At 74.7% G+C, this 22,273-nt stretch carries 15 protein-coding genes; 7 read left to right on the forward strand and 8 right to left on the reverse strand.

The window, feature by feature from the left end:
* Window positions 1–2: 2 nt before the first annotated feature.
* Window positions 3–2,093, reverse strand: coding sequence for a fibronectin type III domain-containing protein (locus tag IO39_RS29060; RefSeq protein ID WP_157549023.1), 2,091 nt, complete (start codon window positions 2,091–2,093; stop codon window positions 3–5).
* A gap of 178 nt (window positions 2,094–2,271) precedes the next feature.
* On the opposite strand from IO39_RS29060, the gene IO39_RS29065 reads away from it, so the two are divergent.
* The 3 genes from IO39_RS29065 (at window position 2,272) to IO39_RS29075 (ending at window position 8,063) form a co-directional block, all read left to right on the forward strand.
* Window positions 2,272–3,471 carry a hypothetical protein gene (locus tag IO39_RS29065; protein ID WP_043629490.1) on the forward strand — a complete coding sequence of 400 codons (1,200 nt, stop codon included), beginning with the start codon at window positions 2,272–2,274 and terminating at the stop codon, window positions 3,469–3,471.
* On the forward strand, window positions 3,468–4,823 hold the full coding sequence (locus IO39_RS58050; protein ID WP_245642325.1) for a hypothetical protein: 1,356 nt from the start codon (window positions 3,468–3,470) through the stop codon (window positions 4,821–4,823). The genes IO39_RS29065 and IO39_RS58050 overlap by 4 nt, the downstream gene beginning before the upstream one ends.
* An 81-nt stretch (window positions 4,824–4,904) precedes the next feature.
* Complete coding sequence (locus IO39_RS29075) at window positions 4,905–8,063, forward strand: coiled-coil domain-containing protein (RefSeq protein WP_245642327.1); 3,159 nt, start codon at window positions 4,905–4,907, stop codon at window positions 8,061–8,063.
* A 140-nt stretch (window positions 8,064–8,203) separates the two neighbouring features.
* On the opposite strand, the gene IO39_RS53055 is transcribed toward IO39_RS29075, so the two are convergent.
* Window positions 8,204–8,338 (reverse strand): citrate/2-methylcitrate synthase, encoded by a 135-nt coding sequence (locus tag IO39_RS53055; RefSeq protein WP_245642329.1) that lies wholly within the window; start codon window positions 8,336–8,338, stop codon window positions 8,204–8,206.
* 68 nt (window positions 8,339–8,406) lie between these two features.
* On the opposite strand from IO39_RS53055, the gene IO39_RS29080 reads away from it, so the two are divergent.
* Complete coding sequence (locus IO39_RS29080; RefSeq protein ID WP_245642331.1) at window positions 8,407–9,042, forward strand: hydroxymethylglutaryl-CoA lyase-like TIM-barrel protein; 636 nt, start codon at window positions 8,407–8,409, stop codon at window positions 9,040–9,042.
* Between the two features lie 3 nt (window positions 9,043–9,045).
* On the opposite strand, the gene IO39_RS29085 is transcribed toward IO39_RS29080, so the two are convergent.
* Both IO39_RS29085 and IO39_RS29090 read right to left on the reverse strand, forming a co-directional pair.
* Window positions 9,046–10,539 carry an NAD(P)/FAD-dependent oxidoreductase gene (locus IO39_RS29085; protein ID WP_084773669.1) on the reverse strand — a complete coding sequence of 498 codons (1,494 nt, stop codon included), beginning with the start codon at window positions 10,537–10,539 and terminating at the stop codon, window positions 9,046–9,048.
* Between the two features lie 232 nt (window positions 10,540–10,771).
* Window positions 10,772–12,058, reverse strand: a complete 1,287-nt coding sequence (locus IO39_RS29090) for an MFS transporter (RefSeq protein WP_043629492.1) — start codon at window positions 12,056–12,058, stop codon at window positions 10,772–10,774.
* Between the two features lie 107 nt (window positions 12,059–12,165).
* Here IO39_RS29090 and IO39_RS29095 point away from each other — a divergent pair, with 107 nt between their 5' ends.
* Both IO39_RS29095 and IO39_RS29100 read left to right on the forward strand, forming a co-directional pair.
* Window positions 12,166–12,798, forward strand: a complete 633-nt coding sequence (locus tag IO39_RS29095) for an HAD family hydrolase (RefSeq protein ID WP_211267210.1) — start codon at window positions 12,166–12,168, stop codon at window positions 12,796–12,798.
* 21 nt (window positions 12,799–12,819) lie between these two features.
* Window positions 12,820–13,491 carry a dihydrofolate reductase family protein gene (locus IO39_RS29100; RefSeq protein ID WP_043629495.1) on the forward strand — a complete coding sequence of 224 codons (672 nt, stop codon included), beginning with the start codon at window positions 12,820–12,822 and terminating at the stop codon, window positions 13,489–13,491.
* A gap of 306 nt (window positions 13,492–13,797) precedes the next feature.
* Here the strand turns inward: IO39_RS29100 and IO39_RS59100 are convergent, their stop codons facing one another.
* On the reverse strand, window positions 13,798–17,616 hold the full coding sequence (locus IO39_RS59100; protein ID WP_043629498.1) for an AAA family ATPase: 3,819 nt from the start codon (window positions 17,614–17,616) through the stop codon (window positions 13,798–13,800).
* Complete coding sequence (locus IO39_RS29110; RefSeq protein WP_043629501.1) at window positions 17,617–18,726, reverse strand: exonuclease SbcCD subunit D; 1,110 nt, start codon at window positions 18,724–18,726, stop codon at window positions 17,617–17,619. It abuts the gene before it with no gap.
* A 106-nt stretch (window positions 18,727–18,832) separates the two neighbouring features.
* Here IO39_RS29110 and IO39_RS29115 point away from each other — a divergent pair, with 106 nt between their 5' ends.
* The gene (locus IO39_RS29115) at window positions 18,833–20,323 is read left to right on the forward strand and encodes an alpha/beta hydrolase family protein (protein WP_043629504.1); all 1,491 of its coding nucleotides are present in this window, start codon (window positions 18,833–18,835) and stop codon (window positions 20,321–20,323) included.
* 26 nt (window positions 20,324–20,349) lie between these two features.
* On the opposite strand, the gene IO39_RS29120 is transcribed toward IO39_RS29115, so the two are convergent.
* Both IO39_RS29120 and IO39_RS29125 read right to left on the reverse strand, forming a co-directional pair.
* The gene (locus tag IO39_RS29120) at window positions 20,350–21,270 is read right to left on the reverse strand and encodes an alpha/beta hydrolase (protein ID WP_052423519.1); all 921 of its coding nucleotides are present in this window, start codon (window positions 21,268–21,270) and stop codon (window positions 20,350–20,352) included.
* 1 nt (window position 21,271) lies between these two features.
* Entirely contained in the window at window positions 21,272–22,144 is an 873-nt protein-coding gene (locus tag IO39_RS29125; RefSeq protein ID WP_043629507.1) for an enoyl-CoA hydratase-related protein, read from the reverse strand.
* Window positions 22,145–22,273: the final 129 nt, after the last annotated feature.

The following is a 22,273-nucleotide window of genomic DNA, read 5'->3' on the forward strand; positions in this document are numbered from 1 at the left end:
TCTCAGTCGGTGCACTCGAAGAGCGGCCCCTCGGGGAAACCGCCGTCCGGAGTGGCCACAAGAGTGTCGTTCAGGTAGCCGTTGCCGTACTGGCTCTCGATCCGGTTCCAGATGTCGCTGCTCCTGCCCGTGGAGCTGTCGGTGTAGGACTCGCCCCTGACCTGGCAGATCACGGTGAGGGTGATGTACTGGCCCTTCGGGATCGTGCCGGCCGTGCCGTTCTTCGACGGGCCGGGGCGGATGAGGGTGTTGGTGTCGTCGTTGCTGGCGTTCCTGTACTGCTGTCGCGGATAGGCCAGGTCGACCTCGGCCGTCACCACCTCGGGGCTCTCCCCGGCCGCGTTCTTGGCCTTGAGCGTGAAGGCGTGCTTGTGGTTGTTCTTCAGCCCCTCCACGGTGTACGAGGTGCCCTTGACGGCCTCGGCGGCGGCGGCGCCGGCCAGCTCGTACGTGGTGGCGGCGTCGGCGCCCTCCGGAGCGGTCCAGCTCAGCTCCGCGCCCCGGTTCCTGGGCTTGGCCTGGAAGCCGGTCGGCGCGCCGGGCGCCACGCACGGCCTGGCGCCCGCGCTGGGCTCGGACTCGACCTCGCCGCCCGCCCAGTGGGCGACCACGGTGAACGTGTACTCGTCCGCGCAGCTCCCGCCGGTGAACTCGAACCGGAACGGCCCGCCCGCGTCCACCGATCGCGGCAGGGAGCTGCCCGGGCCGGACGCCTTCAGCGTGTAGCGCTCGACGCGGCCCCCGGTGGACGGGCCGAACGTGATCGTCACCTTGCCGGGGCCCGACCTGGCGGTGACGGCGCCGGGCGCGCCGGGCGCGCTCGCGGACGGCGTGGGGCTCTGGCTCGGGGTCTTCGCGGGCTCGCGCGTCGGGGTGGAGCCGGGCCGGGCGGTCGTCTTCACCGGGTCGGGGTCGGGGAGCGGCGGGCCGGTGGTGCGCGTGGGCTGCCGGCTCGGGGTCGGCCGGGGCTTGGGGGTGGTGCTCGGCCCCGGTACGTCGGAGTCGCCCTTGTCGATGTCGTGCTTGCGGCCCTCGGGGTCGATGACGACGGCCTTGTCGCCGTTCTCGTCGTTGGCCCAGAGCAGGCCGTCCTTGACGAACACGTCCACCGGCCCCGGCCGCTGCGCCACCCGCAGCGTGGTGGGACGGCCGCCGTCCGCGCTGTCCCAGACGATCAGCGAGCCGGTGCCCCGGTCCGGCACGTACACCTTGGAGCCGAGGATCTGCGGCACCCCCAGCCGGGCGGGGTCGGCCGCGGCGATCTTGGTGCCGAGCACGGAGTTGGAGCCGGTGTCGATCACCACGAGCAGCCCCGAGTCGCCGGGCGCCAGGATCGGCACCAGGGGGCCCTCGGTGGCGGCCGGGGTGAGCGCGCCGCCCGCGCCGGCCCGGGTCACGCCCTTGGGCAGCGTGATCTCGCCGACGCCGCCGTCCGCGCCGATGATCGTGGCGGTGGCGGCCCGGCTGTTGACCACGACGGGCAGGCCGCCGGCGATCGTGACCGACAGCTCCTCGCCGGGCTCGCCGGCCTTGACCGGCTCGGCCGCGGTCCCGCCGGACACCGGGACGACCTCGCCTCTCGCCGTCACGGGCACCCACAGCCGCCCGCCGCCGTCGATGCGGGCCGCGCCGAGCGGGGCCGGCAGGGTGACCGGGTTGCCGAGGGTGTTGAGGGTGGCGGGGTCGATCTGCTGGATCTTCCCGGCGGCGGGGTCGATCGCGTACGCCATGTTGCCCGACACCGCGAGCTGCACGCCGGCCGCGCCGAAGTCGCGGGTCTGGTCCACTTCGAGCCGGCTCGGCTCGACCCGGCTGACGTTTCCGGTGCGGTCGTCCACGAGCAGCACGTTGCCGCCGTCCTGCACGACGCGCAGCCGGCGACCCGCCTTGTCGTCGAGGTAGCCGTCCACCTCGCCCGACAGGCCGTTGACGTGCACGATCCGGCCGCGGGCCGCGGTCCACAACCACGCGCCGACGTCGGCCAGCTTGGGGTTGGCGCTGGAGACGCCCACTCCGAGCCACGCCGCCGCGGCGACCAGGAGCACGGCTGCCGCGCCGGCGATCAGCGCCGTGGTCCGATCGCCTCGGAGCATGCGCACCCGCACCCGTCACTCACCCCGGTTTGTACGATTACGGAGCGTTTCGCCCGCTCATTATCGGGCATCACCCTAGCGCCCGAGAGTCCCTTCCGCCTCCATACTCGCTGGTAGCCATGGGAGCGGCGGTCCCGGCGTGCCCAGAGTGTCGGTGCGAAGCCGTACCTTAGTGCCCGTGTCCGAACAGCCCCTGACCCTCGACTCCGTCCTCACCGACGAGGCGGTCCTGTCCACCTACCGCCGCATGTTCGCCGCCCTGGCGCGCGACAGCGGGGCGGTGGTCGACGACCCGGCCCTGGTCGACATCGCCGAGACGCTGTTCGCGGCGTTCGCGGAGGCCGGCGAGGAGTGGCTGACCCACGAGCAGATGCGCTTCGCCTGCCGCGCCTACCCCACCGACCAGTTCGACAACCGGCTGCGGGTGCTCAAGGGGCTCGGCGCGATCCGCGAGGTGTTCCCCAAGCCCAACCAGCTCCGCTACCGCGCCTCGTTCACGAGCGTGGTGGGGCTGATGTTCATCCGGCGGATGATGGACGACGGCGGCCAGTCCGAGATGCACCGGCTGCTGGCCCTCGAAGACCTCAACGTCGCCGACCCGCGCACCACGATGGAGGAGGCCAGGCAGAGCGCGCTCAACCTGGCGCGCGCCTTCCGCCTGTGGGCGCTGGAGCTGATCACGCTCACCACCGGCACGATCGAGGAGCTGCGCGAGCAGGCGCCCAAGCTGTGGGGCACCGAGGAGATCGCGCGGCGCGCGCAGAGCCTGCACGGCACGATCCTGACCCGCTGGCCCGAGCTCGACCGGGTCTGCACCGACCTGCGCGCGGCCATCTACGCCTACAGCGACGCCTCCCGCCGCGCGGCCGGCCGGCTGGCCGACTCGGCGGGCACCACCCGCAACCTGACGCTGCTGCCGACCGAGACGTGGCGCACGTTCGCGCAGACGGCGTCGAAGGAGCGGCTGGCGGCGATCCTCGACGGGTTCGTCTTCGACGCGCCCGCGCCGTGGCACGACCCGGCCGCCATCGCCCGCGCCGTCGACGAGGCCCCGCGCCCCGCCCCCGCCCAGCCCACTCCCCCGCGCTCCACCCTGCCCGACCCCGGTCCCGGCTCCTCGCTCGACGACTCGCCCGACGCCGTGCTCGAACGCCTCACGCGCACGGCCGAGTCGCTGCTGGGCGACGCCCCGCGAGTGGCCCTGGGCGACGTGCTCGGCTCCGACTGGGTGGCCGCGCGGCGGGTGCTCGCCGACCTGACGACCGTGGACCTGCGGCCCGAGCTGCCCTACCGGCTCGTCTGGTCCGACGGGCTGACCATCGACCCCGAGCGCGAGCCGGCCTGGCTCTCCCACGGCTACCTGGAGCGCACCTCATGAACCAGCGGCAATCCGCCGTCGCCCACGCGCTGGTGCGGGCCTACGGGCCCGCGCGGCTGGGCGCCGGGGTGGCGGCCGCCCCCGGGATGGCGCGGCTGACCCGGCCCGACTCCACCGGCGAGGCCCTGCCGGTGTGGCCCGACGGGGTGACGCCGTCGCTCCTGGAGGAGCACCAGGTGGCGCCCGTGCCCGTGGAGCGGTCCGGCGAGACCCGCCGGGTGCTGGCCGCCGTGCTCAAGTGCTGCTGGAGCGACCTGTCCGCCGACCCGTGGCCGGGCGATCCGGCGCCGGTGGAGCTGGTGCTCGACACCTATCGGGAGCTGATCGGGCGTACCGACGATCTGATGCGCAACTGGGCCAGGGGCGCGTTGCGGCGGCTGCACGACTCGGCCTGGGTGGTGCTCGACGACGGCGTGGTGCTGCTCGGGCCGCGCTGCGCGTTGTGGCCGGTGGAGGCGCACGCGCAGCTCCAGGAGCTGGTGCGGCGCCTGCCGGAGCCGGAGCGGGCGGAGCTGACGGTGGTCGGCGACGCCGACATCGTCGCCGCCGCCCGCGGCGGCAGCCCCCGGGACGGCGAGCCGCCCGCGAATGCGCCGGGCGACGGACGGGCCGAGGGCGTCCAGGAGGGCGGGCCGGACGCGGGCGGGCCTGGCGGGGCCGAGGGCCTGCTCGGCGGCGGGCGCGTCGAGTGGGGCGCGGCCGAGTTCGACGACCTGCTCGGTGGTTACGACGAGCGGCGGCGGGCGGAGCTGGTGGCGGCGTTCATGGTGGTCGAGCACGCGGCCGAGCCGGTGCAGGAGGTGCGCTTCGCCGCCCTGCGCGACCCGGCGCTGCGCCACACGCTCGGCGAGATGCTGGCCCGGCGGGGCCGCACGCTGATCCAGCACCGCGACCGGTGGACCTCCGGCTACGACGACGGGGTCGCCGCCGCGGTCAACGCCCTCGACGCGGCCGGAGCCTCGGATGCGGCCGGGCCGGGGGGTGGGCGGCTCGGAGTGAGCGAGCGGGCCGTGCTGGCGCTGGTGCTGGTGCATTCGGTGGCCATCCCGAGGGCCGAGGGGCTGCTGCCGGAGGACTCGTGGATGTCGCCGCATCCCACGCCGGCCGAGGAGCTGCGCCGCCACACCCAGCTTCCGATCGGCGAGCTGGAGACGGCGCTGCGCAGGTTGCGCCACGCCGGGCTGCTCGGCCAGGTGAAGGCGGGCGAGGAGGCCGGCGGTTACGTGCCCGGGCCGCAGTTCCACCGGCTCACCCCGGCGGCGCGGCGGCGGTTGCAGGAGGAGCTGATCCTGGCGGCCGGGCCGAACACCCCGCTGGCGGCGGCGGTCCTGGCCAGAAGATCGGCCAGATGAGACACGGGCCGGAAGCCGCGCCGGTCGCGGCGGGGGCGGGTGGCGGGGAGCCGGCGGGCTCGGGTGTCACGCAAGTCACGGATGGAAGGGTTACGGGGGTTCGAGGTGTCGCAGGTGGAGAACGTCGTCGGGGACCGGGTGCTGATCGCCATGCAGGCGGTCAACATCTCACGGCTCTCGACCCATCCCGTGCCCACCGTCCCCGGCACGCTCATCGTGGTGGCGGGCGCGGGGCCGAAGGACTCCAACGGGGCGGGCAAGTCCTCGTTCATCGCCTCGATCACCGCGCTGCTGGGTGACGAGCAGTGGCGGTTCGCCTCGGGCGCCAAGGCGGTGTCCGAGCTGCTCTTCAACGCCGAGCTGGCCAGCGGCGCGGGCGCGCGGCAGTGGTCGAGCGCCGACCACGGCTACATCGTGGGCGTCTTCGGGCCGCCCGGCATGAACGGCTTCGACCCGGCCCCTTCCCTGGATGGGCCCGCCCCGAGCGAGGCGCAGGACGCCGCCGCCGCCACCTCCGCCGCCTCCGCCGCCGCCTCCGCCGCCACGGCCACCATCACGGGCGGGGACGGCAGGCTCGCGCCCGGCGAGGGCGGTGCGGAGCCGGTGCTCGGCGCGGACGAGGGCGAGGGGGGTGGGGAGCTGTTCGAGGTGCCCGACACCTCGGGCGGGGCGCTCACCGTGTGGCTGCGGGTCAACCAGGAGGCGCCGCACCTGGAGATCCGCTGGCGGGAGGGCGTGCACCTGGCGGCGTCCCCGTCGGAGGCCGAGCGGGTGGCGCGGGCCGACGAGATCTGGGCGTCGCTGCCGAAGTCGGCCGGGCGGCGCGACGTCGTGGCCCGTGACCTGACCAAGGTCCTGTACGGCGACAAGGTCAGGTGCGTGTCGTTCCTGTCCACGTCCGTGCGCAGCAAGGTCGCCACCAACCTGCTCTCCCAACCGCTCAACGAGATCTCCCCCGAGCGCGTCTTCGAGGCCATCGCCGCGCTCACCGGCCTGGACGCCGAGCTGGAGCAGGAGCGCGAGGCCCGCCGCGACGAGCACGCCAAGCGGGTGCGCGCGGCGCAGGCGGCCGACCGGCTGGCCGAGTTCGAGGCGGAGTCGAAGGCGCTGCTGACCACGTTCGACCGGCGGGACCAGGCGCGGGTCCGGCTGGCGGACGCGCTGCGGTGCTGGCGCGGCCGGCAGGCGCGCAAGCTGGCCGACGCGGCGGGCAAGGACGAGGCGCTGGCCGCCGAGCTCGAACGCCACCGGGCGGCCGGCGAGGCGGCGGCCGAGGCCATCGCCCTGGTCAAGGCGGAGATCGCCACCCTGCGCGAGGACACCCTCGACCGGCAGGTCTCGCAGGCCCGCAAGGAGCTGGCGGCCATGCAGGCGCGGGCGGCCAAGCTCGACGCCGACCGCGCCGTGGCGGAGAACTCCGCCGACGAGCTGCGCGGAATGATCCCGGCGCTGGAGGAGACGCGGCGCTTCTCCGACGGCCGCGACGTGCCGGCGGCCGAACGGGAGCTGGCAGAGGTCCGCCTGCGGCTCAACGAGGCGCTCAAGGCCCTCGGCGTGGCCGACCGGGAGGTGGCCTCGGCCCAGGCCGCGCTGGACGACGCCGAGGGCGGGCCGGCGGCGGCCCAGCTCAACGCGCTGGCCGCGGCCGGGATCGATGCCACCGGCCTGCTGGACGCGCTGGACGTAGCCGAGCAGGCCCGCGAGGCCGCGCCCGGCACGCTGCGCGGCTGGCCCGACGAGCACGCCGTGATCGTCGACGCCGCGCGGCTCGACGTGGCCGCCGCCGCTCTGGCGGAGCTGCCCGGGTCCGTGCTGGTGAGCGCGGCCGGGGTGAGCGTCGTGGGGGCGTTCGACGGGGTGGCGACCGGCCGGGAGGCCCGGATCAAGGCGGCCGAGCAGCGGCTGCACCGGGCCAGAGACGTGCAGGAGACGGCGGCGCAGGCCGTGCGCGACGGGGAGGAGGCCGTCGCGGAGGCGCAGCGGCGGCTGGAGGGGGCCAGGGCCGGGGTGCGGCTGGCCGAGCTGGAGGCCAGGCTCGCCGAGCGGCGGGCCAGGCTGGGCGAGCTGAACGCGGCCATCGAGGAGCTGGCCCCCAGGGTCGCCGAGGCCGAGCGGCAGACGGGCGCGCTCGACTTCCGGGCGCGCACGAGAGACATGGAGATCGAGCGGCTGGAGGGCCGCCGGCACCGCCACGAGGCCGAGCGGGCGCAGGCCCGCGAGCAGGAGGCCAGGGTCGGCGCGGAGCGGGAGGCGCTCAAGCTCGGCGCGCTGGCCGCCGAATGGGGCGGCACGGTCGAGACGGCCCGCGAATGGCTGCAGGCGCTGCCCGAGGAGGAGCGGCCCCGCGCGGCCGAGGAGTGGTGGCGGGTCGCCGAACGCCACCTCGACCAGGCGCTGCGCGACACGTTCCCGTCCGAGGACGAGGAGGAGATCCCGGAGGAGCTGCGGTTCCTGCTCAGCGAGCGGGAGGGCAGCACGGCGCGCGAGCAGGCGACGTTCGCGGCGGTGTGCGGGTCGCTGGCGTCCTACCTGCGGGGTCAGGAGGAGTACGAACGCCACCAGCGGCGGCAGATCGAGGCGCAGATCGTCTCCCGGCAGCGGGACCTGGCGGCGGCGGCCAGGGGCGCGGAGGAGGCGGCGCAGTCCACGGCCGTGCACCGGGCGGCGCTGACGGCGGCCATCAAGGCGCGGCTGACGCGGGTGGCCGAGGAGTTCGACAAGCTCGACACCTCCTACGGCGGCTACGGCGCGACGCTGGAGTTCCCGGTGCCGCCCGCGCCCGCCGATCCCGAGCAGCGCTGGCAGTGGCGGGTGACGCCGAAGTGGCGGCGCGGCGAGGGGCAGGGGTTCGTGCCGTACAACCGGCGGGCGAACACGGCGCTCATGGACGAGAAGGCGGTCAAGCTGGTGTGCGCGGCGGCCATCGCCTCGTCCGGGGGCGGGCACCTGTGCCTGGTGCTCGACGAGCTGGGGCGCAACCTGGGCAAGGAGCACCGCAGGGAGGCGGTGGCGCTGTTCCGGCGGATCGGGGAGACGTACGGGATCACGGTGATCGGGGCGTTGCAGGACGACATGGAGCCGTACGCGATCGACGCCTGCGGGCAGTACATCAAGCTGCGGCGGTCGTCGGACGCGATGCCGTACAACGAGCCGCCGGTGATCATCGGGCACGATCAGCACGCCGAGCGGGTGCGGGCGCTGGCGGCGTACGTCGACCGGGGCGCCCCCGCTCTCACCTGACCGGCGGCGGACGGCCCCGTCAGGCGGTCGGCGGGCCGGGGCCAGGGCGCTCAGGCGGTCGGCGGGCCGGGGGCAGGCGGTCGGCTGGGCCGGGGTCAGGTGGGCGGCGGGCCGGGGGCAGGCGGTCGGCTGGGCCGGGGTCAGGTGGGCGGCGGGCCGGTGTAGGAGGCGCGGAGGCGGAGGAGGGAGCCGCGTTCGTACTCCTCCATCGCGTGCGCCAGCCAGCCCGCCGTCCTGGCCACGGCGAAGATCGCCTCGCCGGCGCCGGGCGCCATGCCGCTGACGGCGCCGAGCGCGGCCAGGGCGAAGTCGACGTTGTGGTGGGCTGGCCTCGGCCACGGCGATGCCGGTCGAGACCCACTGCCACAACGACCTGGGCATGGCCGTGGCCAACTCGGTGTCGGGCGCGCTGGGCGACCTCGACGCCGGGCAGGACGCCTGGATCAACACGTGCGTGAACGGCATCGGCGAGCGTTCCGGCAACGCCGACCTGCTGTCGACGATCCTGGCCTTCCGCCACGGGTTCGGGCTGGCCGGGACCGAGATCGGGGACCCGCTGGACCTTTCGTGGGCGCGCAGGTTCGGGTTGTGGGCGAGTTACGCGCTGGGGCAGCCGCTGCCGTACCACCAGGTCGGGGTGGGGCGCAACGCGTTCGCGCACGAGTCGGGCATCCACGCCGACGGCGCGCTGAAGGATCACGGCAACTACGAGCTGTACGACGAGGCGACGCTGGGGCCGTTCCCGCAGGACTGGCACGCGCGGCCCGGCCGGGTGGTGCTGACCGGCGAATACGGCGGCAAGGCCGGCTTCCGGCACGTCACGGAGGGGCTGGGGGTGGAGGTGGCCGACGAGGAGGCGTCGTTCCGGCTGGTCCAGCTCTGCAACGCGATGACGGGCAGGCCGCTCACGGACGACGAGCTGCGCCTGATCGCGGCCTACCCGCGCGAGTTGTCGCTGATGTTCCCCGGCTACGCCTGACGCTCACGCGGCCGGCGTCCGCCGGACACCCTGCCCGTCCTGCCCGTCCTGCCCGTCCTGCCCGTCCTGTTCGGCGGCCGGCAGCTGCCGGACCTCTCCGCCGGGCTGTGGGGGGGCCGGGGCGGGGTGAACGTGCCCGCCGGTCTCCACGGTCTGCGCCGGCCGGGCATCCCCGCCGGGCTGTTCGGGGGCCGGGGGTCGCAGGGCGGCCATGGCCTGGCGGAAGTCCTCGTCCGCGTGCTCGACGGCCTCCAGCCGCACCGTCTCGCGCCGGAAGAGCGCCGCCAGCATCCAGTCGGCCAGCACCGCGGCCTTGTGCCGGGCGGTCGGCACCCACCCCAGGTGGTACGTCCGGTGCGCCAGCCACCCCAGGAACCCGGTGAGCTTGATCCAGTACACCTGGGCGACGCCCTGGTGGTGGCCCAGCCCGGCGACCGAGCCGAGATAGGCGTGCCGGTACGGCTTGAGCCGCCGCCCCCGCACGTACGCGACCAGGTTGCGCCCCAGCAGCTTGCCCTGCCGCACCGCGTGCTGGGCGTTGGGCGCGGTGAACTCCCCCGGCCGGGTCAGGTCCGGCACGGCGGCGCCGTCACCGGCGGCGAAGGCGTCCTCGACGCCCGCCACCGTCAGGTACTCGGTCGCCCTGATCCGCCCGATGCCGTCCACCGGCAGCCCGCTGGCGGCCCCGATCGGGTTCGGCCGGCCGCCCGCCGCCCACACCAGGGTGCCGGCGTCGATCCTGGTCCCGTCCGACAGCTCGGCGATACCGTCTGCCGCCGAGGTCAGGCGGGCGTTCAGCCGCACGTCCACGTCGCGCTTGCGCAGCACGTCCACGGTCCAGCGGCCGAGGTTCTCGTGGAGCTCGGGCAGGATGCGGTCGTTGGCCTCGGCCAGCGTCCAGCTCAGCTCGGCGGGCCCGATCTCGGGGTGGTAGCGCAGGGCCTCGTCGGCCAGCCCCTGCATCTCGGCCAGCGCCTCGACGCCGGCGAAGCCACCCCCGACGACCACGAACGTCAGCGCCCTGCGCCGGATCCGCTCGTCGTCGGTGGAGGCGGCCGCGGCGAGCTGGGCCAGCACGTGGTTGCGCAGGTGCACGGCCTCGCCGATGGTCTTGAAGCCGACCGCGTGCTCGGCCAGCCCGGGGATGGGCAGCGCGCGGGTGATCGAGCCGGCCGCCATGACGACGATGTCGTACGCGATCGTCCTGGCCGGGCCCTGGACGGGCTGGAACTCGGCGGTGCGCGCCCCGTGGTCCACCCGGGTGACGCGCCCGGTCAGCACCCGCACGCCCTTGAGCACCTGCCCGAGCGGGGCGGCGACGTGGCGCGGCTCGATCGCGCCACCGAGCGCCTCGGCGAGGAACGGCTGGTAGGTCATGTAGCCGCGCGGGTCCACCAGCGTCACGCTCACCTCGCCGGAGCGGATGAGCCCGCGCAGCCTCATCGCGCTGTACATGCCGACGTATCCGCCACCGACGACCAGGATGTGCTTCCTCATTGCCCCGTCTCCTTTCGGGTCTTCCACCTGAAGGACGGGACAGCACCGCCGTTTGTGACAGTTTTCGCGATCCACCCGGCTCCTCTTCCGAAGAGCCGGGGCGGGCGGGGACGCACCCGCACCGGCTCACGCGCCCGGAGAGCCCGGCCGCCCGGCTCAGGCGCTCAGAGAGCCCGGTCACGCGCTCAGAGAGCCCGGTCGCCCGGGTCACGCGCTCAGCGGGTCGGCGCGCTCAGAGCGTCTTGTCGCCGGTCTCCGGCAGGGCGATGAGGCAGAGCAGGCTCAGCAGGGCCATCGCGGAGACGTACCCGCCGATCGCCATGACGCCCAGCCCACCGGCCTGCATGCTGGTGGCCACCAGCGGCGGCACCGCGCCGCCGAGCACGCCGCCGAGGCTGTAGGCGACGGACGCGCCGCTGTAGCGGTACTCGGTCCTGAACAGCTCCGGCAGGTACGCCCCCATCGGCCCGAAGATGAGCCCCATCAGCGCCAGCGCCCCCGCCAGCGCCAGCCCGACCAGGAAGATCGAGCGGGTCTCCATCAGCGGGAACATCACCAGCCCCCACACGACCGCCACGACCGTGCCGGCGATCAGCGTCCGGCGGCGGCCCAGCCGGTCGGAGACCATGGCCGAGACCACCGTGCCCGCCGCCATGAACACCACGCCGATCATGGTGAGCGCGAGCATCGTGGTCCGCGGGATCTCCAGGGTGTCGGTGCCGTAGGCCAGGCAGTAGGTGGTGGCGGTGTAGAAGAGCGTGTAGGCGATGGTCATCGCGCCGGCGCCGAGCAGCACGCGCCGCCACTGGTGCCGCATGAGCCCGGCGAACGGCACGCGGGCGATCCTGCGCTGGTCCATGGCCTGCTGGAAGACGGGGGTCTCGGAGATCTTCAGCCGGACGTACAGGCCGACGATCACCAGCAGCAGGCTCGCCACGAACGGCAGCCGCCAGCCCCAGCTGTCGAACTGCGCGTCGCTGAGCGTCTCGCCGAGGATGAGGAACAGCCCGTTGGCCACGATGAACCCGGCCGACGGGCCGAGCTGCGGGAACATCGCGTACAGGCCGCGCTTGCCGGGCGGGGCGTGCTCGGTGGCCAGCAGCGCCGCGCCGCCCCACTCGCCGCCCAGGCCGATGCCCTGCGTGAAGCGCAGCAGCACCAGCAGCACGGGCGCGATCACGCCGAGGGCGGCGTAGCCGGGCAGCAGCCCGATCAGCACCGTCGACAGCCCCATCACCAGCAGCGAGACGACCAGCATGGACTTGCGGCCGACCCGGTCGCCCCAGTGCCCGAACACGGCCGAGCCGAGCGGGCGCGAGATGAACGCGACGGCGAACGTCGAGAACGCCGCCAGGCTGCCCGCCACCGGGTCCATGTCGGGGAAGAACGCGGTGTTGAGCACCAGGGCCGCGGCCGTGCCATAGATATAGAAGTCGTAGAACTCGATCGCGGTGCCGATGAGGCTGGCGGCCGCGATCCGTGACCGGCTGGGCGCCGCGGTCTGGGGGGATGTCGTCATATGCGGTCTCACTATGCGGACTAGCGTCTTGTGAAGCGGTACAGAGAAGCTACCACCTGCGCAATGTTACGTTTCACCCGGCAGTGACTCATGGAAAGGAACACGGTTTGGCCATCGATCTGGTGATCTTCGACTGTGACGGGGTGCTCGTGGACAGCGAGCGCATCTCCGTACGCGTGGGCCTGGCCGCCGTACGACGGCTGGGCTGGACGATCGACGAGGCCGAGTACATCGAGCGGTTCGTCGGCTGCAGCCACGAGTACTGGGAGGAGCAGATCGGCCCCACCCCGCCGGGCTGGCGCGAGCAGGTCAACGCCGACTACGCGGCGGCGCTGAAGGCCGAGCTGTGCGCGGTCGAGGGCATCGAGGCGGCGCTCGACCGGCTCACCGTCCCCTCCTGCGTGGCCTCCAACGGCCGGCACCACGTCATCCGCCGCAGCCTGGAGACGACCGGCCTGGCCGACCGGTTCGCCGGACGCGTCTTCAGCGCCGAGGACGTCGAACGGGGCAAGCCCGCGCCCGACCTGTTCCTGCACGCCGCGGCCACCATGGGCGCCGAGCCGGAGCGGTGCGTGGTGGTGGAGGACAGCCCGTTCGGTGTGACGGCGGCGATCAGCGCGGGCATGCGCTGCCTCGCCTTCGCCGGCGGCCTCACCCCCGCCTCCCGCCTGTCGGGTCTGGGCGCGACGCTCTTCCACGACCCCGCCACCCTGCCCGACCTGATCGCCGCCCTCGACTGAGCGGCCGCGTACCGTGAAGGCATGTCTTCAGGTACGCAACGTCCGTACGTGGTGGCGCACGTGGCCGTGTCCCTCGACGGGGCCACCACGGGATTCCAGCCGGACCTCGCCCTCTTCTACGGGCTCGCCCAGACCTGGAACGAAGACCTGACCCTGACCGGCTCCGACACCATCCTCGCCCAGGAGGCGGCCCTGGCCGCAACCGAGACCGCAACCGAGGCCGGAGCCGAGGCCGGGGCCGGGGCCGGTGGGCCCGGCCCGGCCGCTGGCAGGCCGCTGCTGGCCGTCGTGGACGGCCGCGGCCGCGTCACCCGGTGGGAGGCGCTGCGCCAGGCCGGTCACTGGTCCGACGTCGTGGCCCTGCACAGCCACGCCACTCCCCCGCGCCCGCCCGACCGGCCCGTACGCGAGCTCGTCACGGGCACCGACCGGGTCGACCTCGCCGACGCCCTGCGCACGCTCGCCCGCGACGACGGCATCAGCGTCGTGCGCGTGGACAGCGGCGGCCGCCTCATCGGCGCCCTGCTGGCGGGCGGGCTGCTGGACGAGGTCAGCCTCCTCGTCCACCCCTGCCTGGCCGGCGAGCGCGCCACCCGCTACTGGTACGGCGACCGCCCGGCTGCCGCACCCCTCACCCTCGTCGCCGCGCAGAGCCTCCCCGACGGCCTGGTCTGGCTCCGCTACCGCACCTGACCGGCGCTGACGGGGCGCACATCGCTCCCCGATCCCGCACTGCCGATACGCCCGTCCCCGCCCCGATCCCGCACTGCCGATACACCCGTCCCCATCCCGGTCCCACATCGCCGATACGCCCGAGCCCATCCCGGGCACCCGGACCTGCCGCACCGGCCGGCCGCGCCACCGGACTCCGTACGTCGGAGAGCGCCCCTTCTCACCGGCCGAGGCGCGTCTCCTCCACGGTCCGCGCAAGAGGCGGGCAGGCCGCCACCGGGGTGAGGGCAGCCGGTGGGTCAGTTCGGCGGGATGGCCGCACCTCGATCAGCCGACGCCGGTCGTGGCCAAGGTGGAGCCGGTGCGGGTCTTGGTGACCTTGAGTTGTGCGGTGATCCGGGAGCGCAGCTCCGCCACGTGGCTCACGATGCCGACGGCGCGGCCGCCGTCGCGCAGGCCGTCCAGGATGTCGAGCACGCCGTCGAGGGTGTCCTCGTCGAGCGTGCCGAAGCCCTCGTCCACGAAGAGCGTGCCCAGCTCCGTGCCGCCCGCCTCGGCCATGACCACGTCGGCCAGCCCGAGCGCCAGTGCCAGGGAGGTGATGAAGCTCTCGCCGCCCGACAGCGTGGCCGGGTCGCGGTCGACGCCCGTCCACCCGTCGGCCACCCGCAGGCCCAGCCCGCCGCCCGCGCGGCCCCGGGAGCCCGCCGTCTTGCGCAGGTCGTGCCGTAGCAGGTAGCGCCCGCCCGACATGTGGTCGAGCCGCTCGTTCGCGGCGGCCACCACCTGCCGCAGCCGCTCGCCCAGCACGAACGACGACAGGCTCATGCTCCACCGGTTGTCGGTGGAGGTGCCGCCGGCCAGCGCCGCCATCCGCTCGGCCAGCCGGTGCCGGTCGGCCGCCGGACGCCAGCGCTCGACGCACTCGGCCAGCTCGGCGTGCAGCTCCTCCAGCCGCCGCGCCCTGGCCGCCGCCCGGTCGCGGGCGCTCGACACCCTCGTGTACGCCGCCTCCAGCGCGTCCCGCTCGGCCTCGATCGCCGCCAGATCGGGCGCCGGCTCGGCCGCCGCGGCCACCAGCTCCGGGTCGGCCAGCACGGCGCTGACGGCCGCGTGCTCGTCGTCCAGCCTGCGCAGCAGCTCCGCCTTGCCCTCCCGCTCCGCCTGGCTCCGGTAGGCCGCCTCCGCCTCCCGCACGTCCGCGAACCCCGCCTCGGCCGCCGCCTCCTCGGCCGCCGCCTCGGCCCTGGCCAGCTCGTCACGGGCCGCCACCGCCGCCTGCATCGCCTCCAGCGCCTCGCGCAGCAGCTCGGCCTCGTCGTTCAGCCTGGACAGGCGGGCGGTCAGGGTGGCGTCGCCGGCCCGCGCCGCGTCCAGCCGCGCGCCCAGCCGGCCCGCGTCGCCGCTCAGCTCCTCCTGCCGGGTGCGGCAGGCCGCCAGCCGCGCCGCCACCCGCCGGCCGCGCTCCTCCAGCTCCTGCCGCTCCCGGTTGAGCCCGCCCGCCTCCTCGGCCAGCGCGCGCTCCCGCGCGGCGACCGCCTCCAGCCCGCGCAGCTCCCGCTCGGCCACGGCCAGCACCGCCGCACCGTCCACCACGCTCGCCCCGGCCACCTCGGCGCCATCGGCCGCGCTCGCTCTCGGCGTCCCGCCACCGTCCAGCGCGCTCGCGCCCGACGCGCCACCACCGTCCACGCCGCCACCGTCCACGCCGGCGGGGGTCGGGGGTGTGAGGTCGAGGGTGCGGGCGAGCTGGTCGCGGACCCGGGTGCGTTCGGACTCCAGGTGCAGGCGGTGGGAGCGGTGGGCGGCCAGGGCCTCGGCGAGCTCGCGGGACCGGTCGCGGACGCGCTCGCGCTCGGACTCGACGCGTTCGAGCGCCGCGGCCAGGGCCGGCTCCCGGTCGGCCGCCGCCCGGAGGCGGGCCACCTCCTGCTCGGCCAGCTCCACCCGCTCTTCGGCCGCCGCGACGTCGAGCCCCCCGGTGGCCTCCACCGCGTCGGCGTGCCGGGACCGCAGCGAGGCGAGGTCGCGCTCGGCGGCCTCGCGCGCGGCCAGGGCGGCTTCGTGGGCGGTCTCGGCCTCGCGCTCGTCGTCGGCCGACGGGGCGCTCGGGGCCGGGGAGGCAGGGTGCGGGTGGTGCTCGGAGCCGCAGACCGCGCACGGCCGCCCGTCGGCCAGGTCGCGCGCCAGCTCGGCCGCCATGCCGTCGATGCGGGCCTGCCGCAGGTCGAGCCAGCGCTCCCGGAGGGCCTGGGCCTGGTCGACGAGCACCTGGTGAGCCGCGCCGGCCGCCGCCAGCTCCGCCGCCAGCGCCTCCCGCCGGTGCGCGGCCTGCGCCGCGGCCCTGGCGGCGTCGAGGGCCGCGGTCGCGGCGGGGATGGCCGCCGCCTGCGCGCGCACCTCGGCCAGGGCGGCGCCGGCGTCCGCGAGCCGGCCGGGCAGCTCGGCCTCCGCGGCGGCGATCTCGGCCTCGCGCTGCGTCAGCGCGTCGAGCTCCACCGCCAGCCCGGCCAGCTCCCGGTCGATGTCGATCAGGTGGGCGGCGGCGTCGCGTACGGCCCTGGCCGCCGGAATCCGCGCGGCGGCCACCCGGGCCTCGGCGAGCCCGGCCTCGGCCCGCTCGATCAGCTCGGGCAGCACGGCCAGCCGCGCGGCCACGGCCTCGTCGGTGTGTACGAGCCCGTCCAGCTCCTCCTCGACCTTGCGCAGGTCCCGTCGCACCACCGAGAGCCTGGCCTCTTCGGTGAGCAGCTCGGACAGCCGGGCGATCTCGTCCTGCCTCCGCCGCTCCAGAGCGGCCAGCTCGGCCACGGACGGCCCGCCACCGCCGGGACCGGCGCCGGCGCTGTCCGCGAACCCTCCGGTCCCCCCGGCACCGGCGGCCGGGGCGTGCGCGGCCGGGGCGTCGAGGTGGTGGGTCGTGGGTGCGCCGGACGGGGCGGCGGGCAGGAGGGGGCGGGCGCGGGCGAGGGCGTCGGCGGCCATCGTACGGGCCTTGACGGCGGTCTCCACGCGCTGTCCGACGGCCGTGATGAGCGGGATCACCCGGTCGGCCCGGGCGGCGTCGTCGAGGATGGCCTGGAGGTCGGCGCGCTCGTCGGCACGCTCGTCGAGCGTCCGGCGCAGGGTGACCGCCTCCGCGTGGCGGCGCCGGCGGTCGGCGAGGGCGGCGGCCTGCTCGAAGCGCGCCCGCGCCGCCCGCAACGAGCGACCGGCGGCCTCGTGCTCCTCCTCGGTCCGCCGCACGACGGCCCGCGCGGCCTCCAGCAGCGCCCCGGCCCACCGCACCGGATCGGACTCCGGCGTCGGCGCCTCCTCCTCCGCCACGGAACCGCCCACGGCTCCCCCGCCTGCGGACTGCGAGTCGGCGGGCAGGTCGAAGAGCGCCGCCGGCTCGTCAGGGCCGGCCTCGTCGGGCGCGAAGGAAGGCTGGGCGGCGGTGGTGGTGAAGGTGGTGGTGAGGGTGGCGGGCAGGTCGTCGCCGGCGGCCTCCTCCACGCGCTTGACCGCGAAGTCCACCTGCTGCCGCAGCTCCTGCGCCTCCCGCCAGGCCTGCTTGCGGTGGTCGGCCAGCCACGACTCGGCGGAGGTGAAGATCTTGACGGTGAACAGCCGCTCCAGCAGCTTCGAGCGCTCCTCCCCGTCGGCGCGCAGGAAGCGCGCGAAGTCGCCCTGCGGCAACATCGCCACCTGGCAGAACTGGTCGGCGTTCATGCCCAGTAGCTGGCCCACCAGGTCGCCGGCCTCGTCGAGGCGCGTGGTCAGGCCGTGCCAGTCGGACTCGCGCCACTCCGACAGGACGACCTTGGACTTCTCCTCGGTGGTGCCGGCGCCGCGCAGCTTCGGCCGCTGCCAGGCCGGGGAGCGCTGGATGCGCAGTAACCGCCCGCGGATCGACACCTCCAGCGTGACCGACGGGCCCACCGTGGGCGGGGCGTGGTCGCAGCGCAGGCTGCGGGCGCTGTTGCGCTGCCCGGGCACCTGGCCGTAGAGGGCGAAGCACAACGCGTCGAGGATCGTGGTCTTGCCCGCCCCGGTCGGCCCGTGGACGAGGAAGAGGCCGGCCTCCGACAGGGCGTCGAAGTCGACGGTCTCGGTGCCGGGGAAGGACCCGAACGCGGTGAGCGTGAGCCGGTGCGGCCGCATCTACGCCATCGTCTCCTTCGCCCTCGACGCCTCGATGGCCTGTCTTAGCAGGTCTTCCTCCTCGGGTGCGGCAGGCTCGCCGCGCACCTCGCGGACGAAGTCGAGGGCGACCTCCGCCTCCGGCCGGCCGCTCACCCGCACGGGGGCGGCGGCGGGGGCGGCCCCCACCGGGTCGAAGGAGAGCGCCAGCGTGTGCGGGAAGCGGGCGCGCAGCCGCTCCATGGCCGACTTGGGGCGCACCGCGTCGGTCAGGATCACCTGGAGCCAGTGGTCCTCGTAGGCGGTGTAGCGGGAGGAGGCGAGCAGGTCGGCCAGCTCGCCGCGGAGCCGGCCCACCGGGCGCGGGACCGGGGCGGGCACGAACTCCGCCCCCTCCCCCAGCGTCACCAGCCACGACCCCTTGACGTGCCCCACCTCGGAGAAGGAGTAGGCCAGCGGCGAGCCCGAGTAACGCACGGTCTCCGACATGCGCTGCCGCCCGTGCAGGTGGCCGAGCGCCACGTAGTCGACCCCGTCGAACACCGGCAGCGGCACGTGCGCCACCCCGCCGACGCTGATGTCGCGCTCGCTGTCGCTGGCCTGCCCCCCGGTCACGAAGCAGTGCGACAGCACCACCGAGGCCCGGTGCCGCGCGGCGTCGGCCCTGATGCGGGTCATCGCGTGCGAGATCGCGGCGGTGTGGCTGCGGTCGGGCAGCTCCCACGCCGCCCGCACCAGCTCCGGCTCCAGGTAGGGGATGCCGTAGAAGGCCACGCCGTCCACCAGCACCGGCTCCCACGACCGGTCGGGCGAGGTGCGCACGTGCACCCCCGCCTCCTCGAACAGCGCCGAGCCGAACCGCAGCCGCAGCGCCGAGTCGTGGTTGCCGCTGATGAGCACCACCCGCGCCCCGGCCCCGCGCAGCCGCCCGAGCGCCTCGTCGAGCAGGGCCACCGCGTCGACCGGCGGCAGCGCGCGGTCGTAGACGTCGCCCGCGATCGCCACCACGTCGACCCGCTCGGCCCGCACCGTCTCGACCAGGTGATCGACGAACGCCGCCTGACCGGCGAGCAGGCTCTCCCGGTGGAAGGAGCGCCCCAGATGCCAGTCGGAGGTGTGCAGGATCCGCATGTCGCAGGAAGCTAACAGGTCCCACCGACAAATGCGGTCTCTTCCGTCCCAGCGCCGGGAGTAGGCTGGACGATCAGCGGGCAAAACAACGCACATGGGGAGGCCAATGCGCACTGGCCGTGGCACCTTGAGCGTCGCCGCCGGCCTGGTGCTGGTGGCTCTCGCTTCGGTCGGATACGTTCTGCCACCCGCATTCGACCCGCCACCCCTCAAGGTCGATCCGGCGTTCCAGGCCATCCCGGCGCAACCCGCCGAGGAGCGGCGGCCCGTCGCGGCGAACGGCCCCGTCCGCCGCGAGGAGATCTCGCTCCCCGCGGAGGCCCAGCGCCTGGAGGGCACCCTGCGGGTGCCGCTCACCCCGGGGCGGCATCCGGCGATGGTGTTCGTGTCGGGGTCGGGCAACGGCTCGCGCACGGAGTTCACGCCGCAGGCGGAGTTCCTGGCCAGGGCCGGGGTGGCGACGATCGCGTTCGACAAGCGCACGATCGGCTACGACTTCCGCCACCGCGACTTCGGGCTGCTGGCCGACGACGCGCTGCGGATGGTCGAGTACCTGCGCACGCGCCCCGAGATCGACCCCACGCGGATCGGCATCTGGGGCGTGTCCGAGGGCGGCTGGGTGGTGCCGATCGCGGCGGCCAAGAGCTCCTCGGTCGGGTTCATGGTGCTGGTGTCCTCGCCGAACGTCTCCCCGCTGCGCCAGGTCGCCTGGGCGCTGAACGAGCAGCTCCTGCGCCTGCGCGCGCCCATCGGCGCCCGCGACCTGCTGACCAGGGCCATGGGCGGGGTCGGGTTCGACTTCCTGCGCTACGACGCGATGCCCGCCTTAAGCCGGGTCAGGCAGCCGGTCCTGGCGTTCTACGGCACCACCGACCCCTCGATCCCCTTCGTCGAGTCCACCAAGGCGCTCATCACCGCGATGGGCAGGGCGGGCAACGACAACTACACGATCCGCTTCATGGCCGAGGGCGACCACGCCATGCGGGTCCACGGCGGCCCGTTCACCAAGGGCTACCTCGAAACCCTCGCCAACTGGATCAAGGGCCTGCCCGGCACCGCGAAGCCGGCCGTGCACATGGCGGGCGCCACCCCGGTCCAGCGCTTCGAGGCCAGCGACGTGCCGGCCGCCCCCTGGTACGCCGGCGGCACCATGCTCGGCCTGACGATCTGCCTGGCCGCCGTCGGCTACGTGGCGGGCCCGGTCGCCGCCATGGTCGTACGCCTGCGCCACCGCCACACCTCCGTCGAGACCAACGCCAGGCTGTGGGCGCCGATCAGGCGCAGGCTCAGCAGGATGGCGTGGACCGGGCTGGGCCTGCTGGCCTCGGTGGTCGCGTTCATCACGCTGCTGGTGCTGTTCTCGATCAACCAGGCCGGCGCCTGGCCCGCCGTGCTGGCGGGCTGGCTGGTCGTGCGGGTGCTGGCCGTGCTGATGCTCATCCAGGAGGTGACGGCGGTGGCGGCGTACGTGTCGGCGCTGCGCGAGGGCCTGCAGCCGAGCCGGTGGCAGCACGTCGCGGTCGGGGGCGTGCTCGGCGGCACCGGGCTGCTGCTGGTGGCCGCGGCCTACTACGGCCTGTTCTCCTTCCCCTGGTGAAACGGGCGCGCGATGGGGGCGCGGCTTTACGCACCCTCCCCCGGCAGGTACGCGTTCATCCACCGGTCGAGCTCGGCGAAGACCTGCTTGCGCGCCGGTTCGGCCGACAGCACCAGGTCGTGCAGCCCGTCGGTGATGCGCACGCACGTGACGTGCGGCCCGAGCGCCGTGGACCAGCGGGCGATCTGCCGCGGGTCGAGCACGACGTCGGCCGAGAGCGCCTCCGGCACGAAGTCGCGCACCCGCAGCCCGGCCGACGAGGCCAGCACGAGCACCGGCACGTCCACCGCCAGGCCCGCGTGCAGCCGCCGCTGCGCCCGCCTGATGGCCGCCAGCCACATCCCGTGCACCGAGAAGCCGCCCAGCGGCTTGAGCTCCAGGTCGTAGTCCCACTCGCCCTGCTCGCTGCGGTGCAGGGTGCGCCCGTAGACGGTGCTGACGCCCAGCGGCAGCGCCCTGCGCGTGTACGACAGCGGCGTCTTGAGCAGGTCGGCCGCCAGCCGCAGCGGGGTGGGCACGTTGAGGTCGAAGAACGGGCTGTTGAGCACGAGCCCCTGCACCAGCCCCCGGCCGCGGACCCGGTCGGCCCACAGCGGCGCGATCAGCCCGCCGGTGGAGTGGGCGTTGATCGTCAGCTCGTCGTGGTCCCGGCGGATGATCCGCACGGCCTCGTCGATCTCGGGGAAGTAGTCGGTGACGCTCCTGATCAGGCCCCTGGTCTGGTGCGGCAGCAAGGAGCGGCCGTACTTGCGCAGGTCGAGCGCGTAGAAGTCGATGCCGCGCTGGACGTAGTGCTCGGCCAGGTGGTCCTGGAAGAAGTAGTCCGTGAACCCGTGCAGGTAGAGCACGGCCCTGCGGGAGCCGGCGCCGACCCTCCTGGACACCAGCGTCGCCACGACCTCGCCCTCGAAGTCGTCGGGCAGGGGCAGCACGGTGATCTCGTACATGCTAGACACCATAGGGATCGTCCGGCCACGACGGCACACCGGCGGGCAGATCCTCGCTCACCTTCATCGGGAAGGCGGCCTGCCGCTTGTCCAGGAACGCCGTGACGCCCTCGACCGCGTCCGGCGCCCCGCCCAGCTCGGCCATGAGGCGGGAGTCGGCCGCGTGCGCCTCCCAGGGCGAGGCGGCCGACAGGCCCGACCACATCAGCCGGCGGATGGCCGCCACCGAGACGGCCGAGGTGTTGTCGGCGATCTCCCGCGCCAGCGCGTACGCCGCCGGCAGCAGCTCATCGGCCGGGTAGACGCGGGAGACGAGCCGCCCGGCGAGCGCCTCGGCGGCGGGGAAGACCCGGCCGGTCGCCGCCCACTCCATGGCCTGGGCGATGCCCACGATCCTGGGCAGGAACCAGCTCGACGCCGCCTCGGTGACGATCCCGCGCCTGGCGAACACCAGCCCGAACTTCGCCGTGTCGGCGGCGAGCCTGACGTCCATGGGCAGCGTCATCGTCAGCCCGACGCCCACGGCGGGGCCGTTGATCGCGCCGATGACGGGCTTGAGCGAGCGGGCGATGCGGAGCGCGACCGTGCCGCCGCCGTCGCGGGGCGCGCCGTCCACGGTCTCCTCCGCGCGCTCCCCCTCGTGCAGGCGCCCGAACGTGCCCCCGCCCCCGCCCAGGTCGGCGCCGGCGCAGAACGCGCGGCCCGCCCCGGTGACCACCACGGCGCGGACGTCGTCATCGGCGTCGGCGCGGTCGAACGCCTCGATCAACTCTCCGCGCATCGTAAAGGTGAAGGCGTTCAGCCGCTCCGGGCGCTTCAATGTGACGGTGGCGATGCGATCGGTCACCCCGTACTCGATCTCCGAGAAGCCCATGCCCCGAATCTTATTCGGTTACGGATGTTCACCCTCCGATAAAGACATATTTCGTATCTGATGCGTAGGCTGCCGCCTCTATGAAGGCCCGAGGCGGCCGCATCGCGTTGTTGAGCGCAGGTTGCGGAC

The organism is Nonomuraea candida (assembly GCF_000725485.1).
GTDB classification, from domain to species: domain Bacteria; phylum Actinomycetota; class Actinomycetes; order Streptosporangiales; family Streptosporangiaceae; genus Nonomuraea; species Nonomuraea candida.

Coding starts and splice junctions, on each gene's coding strand:
- IO39_RS29085 (WP_084773669.1), bottom strand. CDS start 10,539: ATGAGGAAGCACATCCTGGTCGTCGGTGGCGGATACGTCGGCATGTAC.
- IO39_RS29075 (WP_245642327.1), top strand. CDS start 4,905: ATGGAAGGGTTACGGGGGTTCGAGGTGTCGCAGGTGGAGAACGTCGTC.
- IO39_RS29120 (WP_052423519.1), bottom strand. CDS start 21,270: ATGTACGAGATCACCGTGCTGCCCCTGCCCGACGACTTCGAGGGCGAG.
- IO39_RS29060 (WP_157549023.1), bottom strand. CDS start 2,093: ATGCTCCGAGGCGATCGGACCACGGCGCTGATCGCCGGCGCGGCAGCC.
- IO39_RS29110 (WP_043629501.1), bottom strand. CDS start 18,726: ATGCGGATCCTGCACACCTCCGACTGGCATCTGGGGCGCTCCTTCCAC.
- IO39_RS29115 (WP_043629504.1), top strand. CDS start 18,833: ATGCGCACTGGCCGTGGCACCTTGAGCGTCGCCGCCGGCCTGGTGCTG.
- IO39_RS59100 (WP_043629498.1), bottom strand. CDS start 17,616: ATGCGGCCGCACCGGCTCACGCTCACCGCGTTCGGGTCCTTCCCCGGC.
- IO39_RS53055 (WP_245642329.1), bottom strand. CDS start 8,338: ATGGCGCCCGGCGCCGGCGAGGCGATCTTCGCCGTGGCCAGGACGGCG.
- IO39_RS29080 (WP_245642331.1), top strand. CDS start 8,407: ATGCCGGTCGAGACCCACTGCCACAACGACCTGGGCATGGCCGTGGCC.
- IO39_RS58050 (WP_245642325.1), top strand. CDS start 3,468: ATGAACCAGCGGCAATCCGCCGTCGCCCACGCGCTGGTGCGGGCCTAC.
- IO39_RS29090 (WP_043629492.1), bottom strand. CDS start 12,058: ATGACGACATCCCCCCAGACCGCGGCGCCCAGCCGGTCACGGATCGCG.
- IO39_RS29100 (WP_043629495.1), top strand. CDS start 12,820: ATGTCTTCAGGTACGCAACGTCCGTACGTGGTGGCGCACGTGGCCGTG.
- IO39_RS29125 (WP_043629507.1), bottom strand. CDS start 22,144: ATGGGCTTCTCGGAGATCGAGTACGGGGTGACCGATCGCATCGCCACC.